Annotated in this window: 11 protein-coding genes and 2 pseudogenes; 4 read left to right on the top strand and 9 right to left on the bottom strand. The window is 59.1% G+C overall.

Going from position 1 to position 12,071, the window contains the following annotated elements:
- Window positions 1-31: 31 nt before the first annotated feature.
- The 5 genes from CKO42_RS24700 to CKO42_RS24680 all read right to left on the bottom strand — a co-directional run bounded on the left by CKO42_RS24700 (window position 32) and on the right by CKO42_RS24680 (window position 3,402).
- The gene (locus tag CKO42_RS24700; RefSeq protein ID WP_200251196.1) at window positions 32-280 is read right to left on the bottom strand and encodes a hypothetical protein; all 249 of its coding nucleotides are present in this window, start codon (window positions 278-280) and stop codon (window positions 32-34) included.
- Window positions 270-752 carry a PIN domain-containing protein gene (locus tag CKO42_RS24695; RefSeq protein WP_200251194.1) on the bottom strand — a complete coding sequence of 161 codons (483 nt, stop codon included), beginning with the start codon at window positions 750-752 and terminating at the stop codon, window positions 270-272. Before CKO42_RS24695 ends, CKO42_RS24700 begins: the two co-directional genes overlap by 11 nt.
- Window positions 745-996, bottom strand: coding sequence for a UPF0175 family protein (locus tag CKO42_RS24690; RefSeq protein WP_200251192.1), 252 nt, complete (start codon window positions 994-996; stop codon window positions 745-747). Before CKO42_RS24690 ends, CKO42_RS24695 begins: the two co-directional genes overlap by 8 nt.
- Window positions 997-2,569: 1,573 nt before the next feature.
- Window positions 2,570-3,076, bottom strand: a complete 507-nt coding sequence (locus CKO42_RS24685) for a type II toxin-antitoxin system YhaV family toxin (protein ID WP_200251190.1) — start codon at window positions 3,074-3,076, stop codon at window positions 2,570-2,572.
- Entirely contained in the window at window positions 3,073-3,402 is a 330-nt protein-coding gene (locus CKO42_RS24680; protein ID WP_200251188.1) for a type II toxin-antitoxin system PrlF family antitoxin, read from the bottom strand. Before CKO42_RS24680 ends, CKO42_RS24685 begins: the two co-directional genes overlap by 4 nt.
- Before the next feature lie 169 nt (window positions 3,403-3,571).
- On the opposite strand from CKO42_RS24680, the gene CKO42_RS24675 reads away from it, so the two are divergent.
- Both CKO42_RS24675 and CKO42_RS24670 read left to right on the top strand, forming a co-directional pair.
- Complete coding sequence (locus CKO42_RS24675) at window positions 3,572-3,868, top strand: type II toxin-antitoxin system HigB family toxin (protein WP_242479677.1); 297 nt, start codon at window positions 3,572-3,574, stop codon at window positions 3,866-3,868.
- 5 nt (window positions 3,869-3,873) lie between these two features.
- The gene (locus tag CKO42_RS24670) at window positions 3,874-4,251 is read left to right on the top strand and encodes a helix-turn-helix domain-containing protein (protein WP_200251173.1); all 378 of its coding nucleotides are present in this window, start codon (window positions 3,874-3,876) and stop codon (window positions 4,249-4,251) included.
- Between the two features lie 1,500 nt (window positions 4,252-5,751).
- On the opposite strand, the gene CKO42_RS24665 is transcribed toward CKO42_RS24670, so the two are convergent.
- The 4 genes from CKO42_RS24665 to CKO42_RS24650 all read right to left on the bottom strand — a co-directional run bounded on the left by CKO42_RS24665 (window position 5,752) and on the right by CKO42_RS24650 (window position 7,899).
- Window positions 5,752-6,078 carry a hypothetical protein gene (locus CKO42_RS24665; RefSeq protein ID WP_200251170.1) on the bottom strand — a complete coding sequence of 109 codons (327 nt, stop codon included), beginning with the start codon at window positions 6,076-6,078 and terminating at the stop codon, window positions 5,752-5,754.
- A gap of 9 nt (window positions 6,079-6,087) precedes the next feature.
- Window positions 6,088-6,438 (bottom strand): hypothetical protein, encoded by a 351-nt coding sequence (locus CKO42_RS24660; RefSeq protein ID WP_200251167.1) that lies wholly within the window; start codon window positions 6,436-6,438, stop codon window positions 6,088-6,090.
- Between the two features lie 385 nt (window positions 6,439-6,823).
- Window positions 6,824-7,267, bottom strand: a complete 444-nt coding sequence (locus CKO42_RS24655; protein ID WP_200251165.1) for a hypothetical protein — start codon at window positions 7,265-7,267, stop codon at window positions 6,824-6,826.
- Window positions 7,268-7,323: 56 nt separating this feature from the next.
- Window positions 7,324-7,899: a recombinase family protein gene (locus CKO42_RS24650; RefSeq protein ID WP_200251163.1), complete on the bottom strand. Its 576-nt coding sequence runs from the start codon at window positions 7,897-7,899 to the stop codon at window positions 7,324-7,326.
- Between the two features lie 145 nt (window positions 7,900-8,044).
- On the opposite strand from CKO42_RS24650, the pseudogene CKO42_RS24645 reads away from it, so the two are divergent.
- A pseudogene (locus CKO42_RS24645) lies at window positions 8,045-10,919 on the top strand (Tn3 family transposase).
- Between the two features lie 416 nt (window positions 10,920-11,335).
- Window positions 11,336-12,071: pseudogene (locus CKO42_RS24640) on the top strand (ISKra4 family transposase); the annotation flags it as partial.

The following is a 12,071-nucleotide window of genomic DNA, read 5'->3' as shown; positions in this document are numbered from 1 at the left end:
CGTGTGTTAGTGACATGAGGAGCAATCGACCTTACTCAGGCGGCGCGTCTTCGTCGCCCGCGCAGAGCACCTTGCAGCGCTTTTTCGCGTAGCTCCAAGCCGAGAAGCCGCCACCCTCGATCCAAGGATCGTCGCCAAACATCTTGTAGGTTTCATAGAGGGCCTCTGCGGTCATGCCCTCTTGGTGGCTGGACTCAAGGAACTCATCGACGATGCGCTTGCAGGCCTTGATGGCTGGGCCACAGTCGCTGAAGTCGCCGTGTTTTCGGTTATTCGTCAACCCGGCGCAGGGCTTCATCGAGCACCCGCTCGGAGAGATACAGCCCACCGGCGATCAGATCCGCCAGGATCGGGCGGGCGGCCGGAATCAGGCCGCGTCGTTTCGCGGCCAGCACGATGCCGAGGGTGCCGCGCAGCGATAATCCCAACCCCTCGGCACAACGGCGCCCGGCCAGGTCGTCGATGATGGCGGTCAACCGATGTTCGAGGGCAATGGCCAGGGTCGCGGACTCCCCTGCCCCTAGTCGCCGACGCGCGATGGACTCCGGTATCGGCAGTTCGGGATGCACGCGCAGCCAGTCGGTGGTGCTGAGCGCGCGGGCGGTGATGTCCGTTGGGCCGCGCTGGCGGATCTCTCTGGCCACCGGCGTTGGCACCCAGACCTCGCTGGCGAAGGCTTGCAGCAATCCGAGATGGTCACCTCGGGACAGCAGGATCAGCGGTGAGGCATTGATGACGACCGGCTCAGTCACGCGCGAGTTCGCGGTCGAGATCCTCGAAATCGACCTGGAAGGAATCCTTGCCCATGCGCGCGAGGGCAAGCAGGAAATCCGTGCGATCCAAGCCCGCAATCGCAGCCGCCCACTCCTGGGAGATGCGCCCGTATTGATACCACTGTGCGGCTGCGGCCAAGCGCAGCTCCCGGTCCAGTTCGTCCGCCGAGCAATGCAGCACGGCAGGCAGCGCCTCGGGGAGTTCGATACAGAGTTGCGTCATGATGGCTTCCTGTTGGCAGGCATTTCGCGCGTGGCTCGGCTCGGATCAATGGCGGTCTGTAACGGCAGGATGGCTGCTCAGGCGCTGGGCTTTACCGTGGAGGTCGCAGGCGTCGGGGCTGTACGCGCAGCGCACCTTGCAGCGCTGTTCCGCATCGCTCCAAGCAGAGAAGCCGAGAGGATAAGCCGTTCGCATCGCTCGGTGCCAGCGGGAATGGCGCAGATGGCTAAGCCCAAGTGCCCGCGGCAGGAGAAGAAATCCGCGAGCCATCGGGCTTGGTCGCAGCACCGTTTGCTGGCCGGTTCGGCAGTGGACCCTGTATCAGTCTCTTTGTCGACGGTGGATACAGCTGAAGCCGCCAAGAGGGTAGCCACTCACTGCGCCATCGACTAAGTTTTAGTGAGCTTCGTCGGAGACCTACGCGCAAGCCTGGTGTCAGTGCCCCGGCTCGAGGGTTGCGCTTCACTCGCAACATCACTCACGGGCCCCCCGGGATAGCGTCCGGGACGGCGAAGCACCCTTATTTACGCCTAGCAAAGCTAGACATCATCCACCATACTCTGCTCAAGCTTCGTCGGAGACCTACGCGCAAGCCTGGTGTCAGGACCCCGAATCGAGGGTTGCGATTCGCTCGTAACATCGCTCACGGGAAACGTGGAGACCCGCCCACGACGGCGAAGTACCCTATTCCGCGCTTGAATCCCCATCGCAAAGCGCTATCCTTACTGGTGCGGCCTGCCCGCCTTTCAGAGTCTCCAGACTTACGGTAACACAAGGACTGAGAAGTCCCGCTGTGGTTGATGGCGATGCCTTCTGAAGCCGGCGAAGCCCCCTGTTCTAACGGGCTGAAGGGTTCAGTGATTGGGGAAAAAGCCCTGCCATCTGGTAGGGCTTTTTCCATTCTGGGGTTTCGATCGGCGCAACGCCCTCTCCAGTCTTGGGGGCGGCTAACGGCGGCTGAGTCACCCGACGTTCCTAAAACTAGGAATAGCGCCAAGCTCAACGTCTTGCGTGATCCCCACAACGAATGAAGCCCCAGCCATAACGGCATGGGGCTTACTCCGCGACTTGCCAGCGTTGGGGGGAAACTCAACCCAGGACGCCTAAGCGCCCCCTGGTGTCCACTCATCGGTTCGCGGCTGGGACGAGCATGAGTATGGGCTGCAAATCTGGTGCCTGCAAGTCAGGAGCTGCTATCATCCAAGTCGCGCCCTGTCCGCCCATCAGAGTCGCAAGACTTCCGGCAACACACGGATTGAGAAGTCCCTCTGTGGCTGAAGGCCCAGCCTTCTGAAGCCGGCGAAGCCCCCGGTGCTAACCCGACGGGTTCAGTGATGGTAAGAGCCCTGCTGAAAGGCAGGGCTTTTTCGTTTCTGCTAGACAGACAGTCGACCACGACCACCACCTGTTCGAGAAAGGGATCTGCTCGTCCGGACGAAGAGGGATGTTGTTGATCCACGAGCGCGAGGGCGCTGCCTTACGGCGTGGAGATGCGCAGCGTGCCATCTTCGGCCCCGTGGAAAGGATCGAGAAACATGGCTGAAAGCTCCAAGTCGGGTTGGCGCTGATCGACCTAAGGCGCCCCACGATCGACGAACGGCTGCAAGCGCTGACCTTCAACCCGAGCCTCATCGAGCAACTGACTCCAGTCATCGGGTGGATGGCCGCTGTCGAGCATCTTGCGGAAGACCCGGTAGGCGTCGTTGTTGCTCTGGTAGGCGCGTTTCGTCTTCTCGTCGTTGACCCAGGCGAAGACGATGATCTTGGCTTGCGCGTGGTAGCGGAAAAACAGCCGGTACTGCTGGAAGAACTTGGCCCGGAACCAATGCTTGTGCTCGTCGCCAAGCGTGCCACCTTGGCGGTACTCCGGCCGGGTCGGATCTTGCGGGATTACCTCGAAGGCCAGCTTGGTGATCGCCGCCAGGCGCTTGCTGGCATTGTTCTTCAGGTACCCGGAGGGGTCTTTCTGCTTCAGGGCGTCGACCTGCTGCGCCAAGGCCTCAATCTGAGCCAGGAAGAGCGGATGCGCAAAGAGCGTCCAGCCGTTGATGACCAAGCTCGCGGGCTGAGCCGGACTCATTCGTCCTCATCCGGCAGGGCCTCATTGAGGTCGATCTCGACATCGCCGACCAGCCCTTGGAGTCGTTCGACGAGGCCGGCATCCACCGCCTGCAGGCGTTCAGGGTGGTTGGCGAGATCACGCTCCAGGAAACCGAGGAACGCCGCGAGCACGGGATCATCGCCATCGGCGGGCTCGGCGCGGGTCAGCACCACCTCGCCGTTGGCGCGGATGTGGTAGTGGATCTTGTCACGCTTACTGAGCTGAAGCGCACGGCGCACGGTTTCCGGTACCGTGGTCTGGTAGCGGGCGGTCAGCGTGGACTCGGCCTCAAGGGTGGTGGCCATGATGTTCTCAGATCAAAGCAATTGATGTGCTGCATGGTAATGCATGCGCATTGCCGGCTCAATGGATGGCTTGGACGACGCAGGGGGTCGTTACCGACGAGGGTGTTCTGATGATCGGGCCGTAAAGCTTGCGCTAGTCCCGCAGCGGGACTATCTTCCAGCCATGAGGATGATTGCGATCAGCCACCTGAAAGCCTTCTGGGAGCAGCATCCAGACGCTGAGCAGCCACTCCTCGCCTGGATCGATGAGGCCAAGAAGGCCACGTGGCTGTCACCGAGCGACATCAAGGCGCAGTATCGCAACGCGAGCATTCTCAAGAGCCGCCGCGTCGTCTTCACTATCAAAGGCAACACCTACCGGCTCGTCGTCGCCGTCGCCTATCGGTACGGCGCACTTTATGTGAAATTTGTCGGCACGCACCATCAATACGATGCGATCGACGCCGACACTGTTGAAATGGGTTGAACGCCATGCAGATCCAGCCGATTCGCACCGATCAGGACTACCGTGCGGCGCTCAAGGCCCTCTCACCGCTGTTCGATCATGAGCCCGAGCCAGGCACGCCTGAAGGGGACTACTTTGACGTCATGCTCACCCTCGTGGAAGCCTATGAAGCCAAGCACTTCCCGGTCGATCTGCCCAACCCGGTCGATGCGATCAAGTTCCGGATGGAGCAGTCGGGACTCACGGCGCGCGACTTGGCTCCGGCGATTGGGCGCACCAATCGCGTCTATGAGGTCCTGAACGGTACCCGTTCCTTGACGCTGCCGATGATTTGGAAGCTGCACAGTCAGTTCGGTATCCCGGCGGAGAGCCTGATCAAGCCCGTGCAGCAGGCCGGCGCCTAGTGTCGAACGGCGCATCAGACCGCATGTCGCTCTCTGCGCAAGCGAGCCAGCGTGCTCTGCACGTCAGCGAGCCACGCTGATCGCGATGTGCGGCCAGATCGGCATCATGATGGCCGAACGCCGGTTATCCACCGTGTCTGTGGATAAGCACCCTACCCTGCCGAAAAAAACTGTCCTGGTCACACCGTTGTCAGATGGCTCAGGTTCTTGTGCGGGATCAATGCAGCGCGCGCTGCAGCGCAACCCTCAGCGGCGTCGTGCCACGCGCAACCCACACGGCCAAGAAGCCCCGTCACGAGAGGGTTGCGTAAGGTCGTCGGTTGATAACTGGACATCACGCGCGAGCAGTTACACCCCCAAAGGGAAAGCAACGACTGCCGGGGGTGGGTCAACACCCCGTAAGCTCTCCTGCCCGAGAGCAGCTCGTCGCGGGTCTGGCAACGCCGCCCACCGGCTCCGGGTCGGGGCGAGTTGACGTAAGACCCCGTGACCGTGACTACTAATTTTCCATCTGCATTTGAAACGTCACCGTTTACAATGTGCATTTTTTAACCTACTGATCTACTGATAGGACACTCTGAGCTATTTCTTGAAGGCTTTATTCAGCACCTGCAGCAGGAACATGAGTTTGAGCTGCTTGTATGCTTACTAGGCTGTGAACCTACCCTGACGTATCAGCGACGGTAAGCCAGTTTCCCGCAGACGTTAGAGATGCTGACGCAGGCAGCCTGGTGGGAGCCCTGAGGGAGGGCTAAGCATCACCTTTCCGGGTGACGAAGGTTCGATCTGAGGGATTTGGCACCAGGGTGGAGACCAATACTAAACATCCAACAGCTAAAGCTGGTAGGTTGTATGTACGGATTAAAAGACACAGCTGCCTTCCTGACCCTTTTCCAATCAAGGGGTTACGATAGCCGACTCACCTCCATCTGCCCATAAGGTGCGAAAGCACGTCCAAGCGAGAGCTTCCGTAGACCTGGCACCAGACCAACAAGAGGCCGCGAATGCGAGGAAACCGGACAGAGTTCAAAGATCAACCTCTTCATCTCCCCCTACACTGCCCTGATACGCAAGAGCAAACCTATCCCTCACGCGCACCAGACTGAAATCAATCACTATGGACTGTAAGTCCATAGTATGGGTTGCGGACTGAAAATCCTTGTCCGCAGACTGGACTGCGGACTAAAGATGATAAGTACCCTAACTCAATATCTTGTAAATAAAAAATTATTTTTAATAATTGTAACTCACTGATTATAATGGTATTTATATTTCATTTGGATTACAAATTTTTATATTGAGTCACTTATAAGGAATCGCTACGCGATGCTGAACTTTGATTTGAGAGCTTCCTGGGGAAGACATTACTAAAAGTCTTGCACTGAAAGTGCATAGTTTTTACTAACGATTGGGACAATAAAAACATTGGTTTAGCTAACTCCTAACATCGGCACCTTGGGAAACAAAAACCACAATCAAGATTGTAATTAAACCAAGCTCTTAAACAAGCTTTTTAGATTCATAATCATTCTGCAGTCTTTCCGCCAATACTGTTCTTGAACCTATTGTCTCGATAGTTTTAAACACCATTGCCCCTTCAAACCCTATATTTTCGTAAGACATAATCGCGTAAGTATTATCGGAATCATTATCCACCAAGATCAAATTTTGAGTCTCATGTCGTCCAGACACAAAAATATCTTTCTCATAAAGAGGGTCTGTCGCTTTTATTGATTTCTTAACTGCATCTATCCAATATCCAGAGTTTCCGACTGGCATCATCGCCCAAGGATACCTAAACTCAATCGTTATATTTTCTTCACTCATTACGTGATCTCACTGTTTATCTTTGAAGCGTTTATACTCTTCGATTATCTTAGCCCTTCCCCTCTCCAAAGAAGAAAGTTTTCTTTTCAAGCTATTAATTTCACTCGTAACCTTCCCTAACTGATATTCAAACTCTTTTTCCTTTAGATAGTTTGCCCCTCGCAACTCCAAAGCTAAACTTTTAACTTCAACACGAAGAAGTTTAAAATAAGGGCTTCCATGAGCGTAATTCTCTTTATATTCGATCTTACCTTGCCGTATAGCGTCGAAAATTTCTTCCTCTGTTAGGCCAAACTCTTTACACGCGTTTTTATGGCTCAGTGTTTCGCCACGCCTGGTCCATAATGAAGAATCAGCCATAGAAGTTTTGGCTCATGTGGCCAAGTGTGTGAATCGGCTTTGCCAATTGTAGAAAATTGGTAATAAAAATACCGCATAGCAAAACTTCTTGTCAAATTGTAACCGTTCAGACCCCCTCTCCAGTATCAACGCTGGCAATCGAAGAAACAGCAACCTAAGTACGTTTACGGCCAAAGTTCGAGGGGTGGTCTGAACGCATACGCGAACGAACATAGCCTTCCGAACCTAGACCCGATCTGAAGGGGATTAAGACCATAGTCGTCTGCGAATTTATCAAGCGGCTTCGGGTCCGAACCTAGACCCGATATGCAGGGGATTGAGGCCAAGATGTTTTCTCCGCCATGGCGGAGATTTTGTGTCCGAACCGGACGCGCTCTAAAGCCGATTAATCCCCCTTAACAAGCTCAGGCTCAGCCTCAACCCGAACCCGCAGCGCATCCAGCTCCCGCCGCAAACCCTCCTCAGCATTCCGAGCCATCCCCTCAGCCTCCCGGGCCTGATTCCGCTGCGCCACAGCCACCTGCTCCCTGACCTGTACCTCGGCCAAGGCCCGCGCGCTATCATCCACGGCCTCGCGTAACCGCCTCTGCTCCGCGCGAGCCACCTCAAGCTCGGCTTGTGCGCGCATGCTCAGGCGCTGCTGCTCAGCCAACGCCTTGCTCAGTTCCTGCACCCGCTGTTCGTACTCGCGGGCCTGGCGCTGAAGACGTTTCGCACGCTCATCCCGCTCAGAGCGCACCTCCTCGATCACCCGCACGTAGTGTTGTTCCTGACCGGCCATGACCTCGCGCTCGCGCGCCTGCTCAATGCGCAATTCCTCGATCAGCATTCGGCTCTGCTCGACGGGGTAGACCCAACAGTCGTGTCACCAGGGGCCATTTGGGATTAGCCCGACATGTCGCTGGTTGTGTCCGCCGGCGCGATAGCCCGGTAGAGCGTGCTGCGATGAACCTTGAGCATGTTGGCGACTTCGCGGACGGTTTGCCCTTCGCCGATGAGCCGCTGGGCGAGTGCCACTTGATCGCTTGAGAGCTTGACCGGACGCCCAAAGCGCACTCCCCGCGCCTGTGCGGCAAGGCGTCCGGAATGGGTGCGCTCATGGATCAATGCCCGTTCGAACTCGGCAATCCCCGCAAACACCGTGAGAACCATGCGCCCGGCTGGGGATGTCGTGTCTGCCCAAGGTTCCTGAAGCGAGCGCAGGCCAGCATCGCTCTCCCTGAGCCGTTCGGCGATGTCCAAGAGATCGCGTGTCGAGCGGGCCAGCCGGTCAAGCCTGGACACCACGACCACATCGCCGGCACGCAAGTGGTCCAACATCCGCTCAAGCTCTGGACGTGCGCGCTTCGCCCCCGAGCGTTTCTCTTCGTAGAGGCGCTGACAACCAGCGCGTGTCAGCGCCGCGCGTTGCAGGTCGAGTTGTTGATCCTCAGTGGAAACGCGCGCGTAGCCAAGGAGCATGGCACAACCACCGTGTTGCAAATATCATCGCGAAACAGTTTAGTTTCGCGACAGACTTTTACAACAGTCCGAAAGCCCGTCGTTCGAGCCTTGTGGTCGTTGTCGTTTCAGTTAGGACTTATGCGACATGGGCATGCGCTGAATCATGGGACTCAACGACGAGACGAGCGAGCGCGTACCACCGCTGACCCCGACGGAGTACGCGCTGGTCATGGCGAAAAACGCCGCCAACCGTCTCGGCTTCGCGTTACTGCTCGTGTTCTACCGGGAGCATGGGCGATTCCCGCCCAGTCTGGCCAAGATCGATTCCGGTCTGCGAGCGCAGGTGGCAGGTCAGATCGGCCAGGAGTCCACCTTACCCGACCGCTACGATCCGTTGCAGCGGACCTGGAAGCGCGCCCGCGCCGAGATTCGCGCGCTGTTTGGCTTCCGCGAGGCGACGGTCACCGACGCCGACAACCTGGCGATCTGACTGCGCGATTGCGTCATCGGAGCCGTCAGCAGCGATCTAGCATTACTGCTCGAACACTTGGAAAGGCGCTGTCGCGAGCTCGCCATCGAGCCACCGACTGTCGAGCGGATGGAGCGCATCGCGCGCTCGGCGGTACGCGCCTACGAAGACGCCTTTCACGCCTGCACGCTCGAGCGGCTCTCGTCGGCGACATGCAAGCGGCTGGACGCCTTGTTGAGTCCTGAGGAGACCGACGAAGCTACGGCCGAGGATGAGGCCAGCCGCCAAGCTCCAGCCGTGTTGTTGAAGCTGCTCGGCAACCCCGGCCGTCCCAGTCTTGCCAGCCTGCAGGACGAACTGGCCAAGCTGGACCTCCTGCGAGGGGTCGCGCTTCCTCCGGATCTGTTTGATGATGCGGCGTCACGTGACCTGGAGCGCTGCCGTCGCCGCGTCTGCGTGGAAGCCCCCTATGAGCTGCGCCGACATCCGCAGGCCGCGCGGCTGACCTGGCTTGCAGCGTTCGTGCATCTGCGCATACGCACGCTGACCGACGACCTCGTCGATTTGCTGATCGAGACGATCCACACGATCGGGGCACGCGCCGAGCGCAAGGTCGAGCGCGAGCTGCTCGAGGATCTTAAGCGCGTCACGGGCAAACAGAACCTGCTGTTCGCCTCGCCGAGGCCACGCTGGCCGAGCCGGACGGCGTCGTGCGAGACGTGGTCTTTCCGGTGGTCGGTGAACAGACGCTGCAAGAGCTGGTGAAAGAGTGGAAGGCCACCGGGCCGACCTATCGCCTCACCCTGCGCGCGGTGATCCGCAACGCCTACCGTGGGCACTACCGACGCATGGTGCCCCGGTTACTGGCGACGCTCGACTTCCGCTCCAACAACGACCGTCACCGTCCGGTGATGGAGCGCTCGAGCTGATCAAGCGCTTTGCGCAGAGCAAGGTTCGGCTCTTTCCGCCTGAAGAGGCTGTTCCGCTCGATGGCGTCGTGCGCCGTCTATGGCGCGAGGCGGTCGTGGAGCAGGACGCGACCGGCCAGGATCGCGTCAACCGCATCACCTATGAGATCGCTGTGCTGGAGGCCCTGCGTGAGCGCCTGCGCTGCAAGGAGATCTGGGTGGTTGGGGCCAACCGCTACCGCAATCCCGATGAGGACCTGCCAGCCGACTTCGAGCGCAACCGCGAAGACTATTACCAGGCGCTCGCGCTACCGTTGGACGCCGAGCAGTTCGTAACCGACCGACAGGCCGAGATGCAGGAGGCCCTGAGTACCTTGGACGCCCAACCCGATCCGCCCAACCTAACCGCCCTCAAGGCCGAGCTCAACGCCACCTGGCCGATGACCAGCCTGCTCGATATGGTCAAGGAAACGGATCTTCGGCTCGGCTTCACCGAGGTGCTCAAGAGCCCGACCGCTTACGAGACCCTGGAGCGCGCGGTCTTGCAGCCACGCTTGCTGCTGTGCCTGCACGGGATGGGCACCAACGCCGGCTTGCAGCGCATGGCGAGCCTGGATTCGGGAGCGACGGCCAAGGATCTGACCTATGTGCGCCGACGCTATCTCAACGTCGACGCCATGCGCCGGGCCATTGCCATCATCGCCAATGGGACGCTACAGGCCCGCAACCCGGCCATCTGGGGAGAGGGGACGACGGCCTGTGCCTCGGACTCCAAGCATTTCGGCGCCTGGGATCAAAACCTGACGACCCAATGGCATGTGCGCTATGGCGGGCGCGGGGTCATGATCTACTGGCATGTCGAGCGCAAGTCGCTGTGCATTCACAGCCAGCTGAAGTCGCCGTCGTCGTCAGAGGTGGCCTCGATGATTGAGGGCGTCCTTCATCACTGCACCGAGATGGAAGTCGACCGCCAGTACGTCGATTCGCACGGTCAGAGTACGGTCGCCTTCGCCTTCTGCCACCTCCTTTGCTTTGAACTGCTGCCCCGACTGAAGGCCATCCACGCGCAGAAGCTGTACCGGCCGGAAACCGGCAAAGCCGATGCCTACAAGGATCTCCAGCTGATTCTGACTCGACCGATCGATTGGGAGCTGATCCGCCAGCAGTACGACCAGATGATCAAATACACAACGGCACTGCGCCAGGGGACCGCCGAGACCGAGGCCATCCTGCGACGCTTCACCCGGCAGAACGTGCAGCACCCGACCTACAAGGCATTGGCCGAGCTTGGAAAGGCCATCAAGACCATCTTCTTGTGTCGCTACTTACACTCCGAAGCCCTACGCCGCGAGATCAACGAGGGGCTCAACGTGGTCGAGCAGTGGAACGGGGCGACCGATTTCGTCTTCTTCGCCCGGCGTGGCGAGATGGTCAACAACCGTCGTGAGGATCACGAGATCAGCATGCTCGCGTTGCATCTGGTCCAGAACTGCATGGTCTACATCAACACGCTGATGATCCAGAAAGTACTCGCTCAACCGCATTGGCAGGGACGGCTCACGCCGCGCGACTCTGCAGCGCTAACGCCCCTGATCTGGGAGCACGTCAACCCGTATGGACGGTTTGATCTCGACATGGACAGGCGACTTTCCCTCGATTGAGCCGAAATGGCCCCTGGTGACACGACTGTTGGGTCTACCCCGTATAGCCGAGTGCGACATCGCGCAGGAAGATGTCACTGACCTGGTTGTTGTCACCCGACACTAGATCATCAGCCTCGCTGTGGAAGACGATCCGTTCGCCGGTGGCATCTGCGGCGGGGTAGCGGCTCGGACCGTTGCCGGCTTGGCCCTGCTCGGTGGCGCTGATCAGTTGTAGTTGGTCGCTGATCAGATCGAGACGGTAGAGATCACTGACGGCGTTGCCGTCGCTGCTGTGCAGGCCTTGGGTGGTCTCAAGGATCAGCCAGTCCTCATCAGCCGAAAGCAGGGCGGTGGTGAGGGTGCAGCCTTATAATGATGTCGCCTTAAGGAGTACGCTATAACCTCCTGATGAAGCAGACAGTGAGGTGGTGGTGATGGCGCAAGTGATCCGACGTTCGGATGACGAAGTGACAGTCGAGGTGACGGTGCGCCTGAGTGGCAGCCTGCTGGAGATGGAGGAAGCCATTCTGGAGGCGACTAACGCCGTCGGGTGTTGTGCGACCGAGGAGGCCCTTGGGCGCTTTGACACCGACGGCAGCCCGATTCGCGTCGGCGAGACCAAGCTCACCGCCCGAGGCCGCCATCCGAAGGTCTACCAGAGCCCCTATGGCGACGTGCAGCTCGAGCGCTACGTCTACCAGACCTCGCGTGGCGGGCGTATCTACTGCCCGTTGGAGCATCAGGCGCGGATCATCCGCGGTGCCACCCCGCGCTTTGCCAGCCAGCTCAGTCACAAGTACGCCCAACTCAATGTGAGCGCGGTGCAGACGGACCTGGAGCAGAATCACGGCCGCACGGTTGCCCGCTCCTATATCCAGAATGTGGCCGATTGGGTTGGCAGCATCGCCACGGCCAAGGAAGAGACCTGGGAGTACGCGTTGCCCGCGCTGCAGGTCTCCATTGCCACGGTGGTGATCAGCCTCGATGGGGCGATGATCCCGATGGCCGACAGCGCCGGCTACCGCGAAGCCATGGCCGGTGCCCTGTCGTTCTACGACCACGACGGCGAGCGTCAGCATACCGTCTATCTGGCCGCCGCGCCCGAATACGGCAAGCAGACCTTTCTCGCGCGCCTGGAGCGCGAGATTGCGCGCGCCAAGCAGCAGTACC

The sequence above is a fragment of the Lamprobacter modestohalophilus genome (assembly GCF_016583905.1).
Lineage (GTDB): Bacteria > Pseudomonadota > Gammaproteobacteria > Chromatiales > Chromatiaceae > Lamprobacter > Lamprobacter modestohalophilus.
Note: the sequence above shows the minus strand (reverse complement) of the source record. Positions and strands in the feature narration are given on the sequence as shown.

Excerpts from the sequence above, each read along its gene's own strand:
- CKO42_RS24690 (WP_200251192.1), bottom strand. The coding sequence starts at position 996 with ATGACGCAACTCTGTATCGAACTCCCCGAGGCGCTGCCTGCCGTGCTG.
- CKO42_RS24685 (WP_200251190.1), bottom strand. The coding sequence starts at position 3,076 with ATGAGTCCGGCTCAGCCCGCGAGCTTGGTCATCAACGGCTGGACGCTC.
- CKO42_RS24680 (WP_200251188.1), bottom strand. The coding sequence starts at position 3,402 with ATGGCCACCACCCTTGAGGCCGAGTCCACGCTGACCGCCCGCTACCAG.
- CKO42_RS24675 (WP_242479677.1), top strand. The coding sequence starts at position 3,572 with ATGATTGCGATCAGCCACCTGAAAGCCTTCTGGGAGCAGCATCCAGAC.
- CKO42_RS24670 (WP_200251173.1), top strand. The coding sequence starts at position 3,874 with ATGCAGATCCAGCCGATTCGCACCGATCAGGACTACCGTGCGGCGCTC.
- CKO42_RS24665 (WP_200251170.1), bottom strand. The coding sequence starts at position 6,078 with ATGAGTGAAGAAAATATAACGATTGAGTTTAGGTATCCTTGGGCGATG.
- CKO42_RS24660 (WP_200251167.1), bottom strand. The coding sequence starts at position 6,438 with ATGGCTGATTCTTCATTATGGACCAGGCGTGGCGAAACACTGAGCCAT.
- CKO42_RS24655 (WP_200251165.1), bottom strand. The coding sequence starts at position 7,267 with ATGCTGATCGAGGAATTGCGCATTGAGCAGGCGCGCGAGCGCGAGGTC.
- CKO42_RS24650 (WP_200251163.1), bottom strand. The coding sequence starts at position 7,899 with ATGCTCCTTGGCTACGCGCGCGTTTCCACTGAGGATCAACAACTCGAC.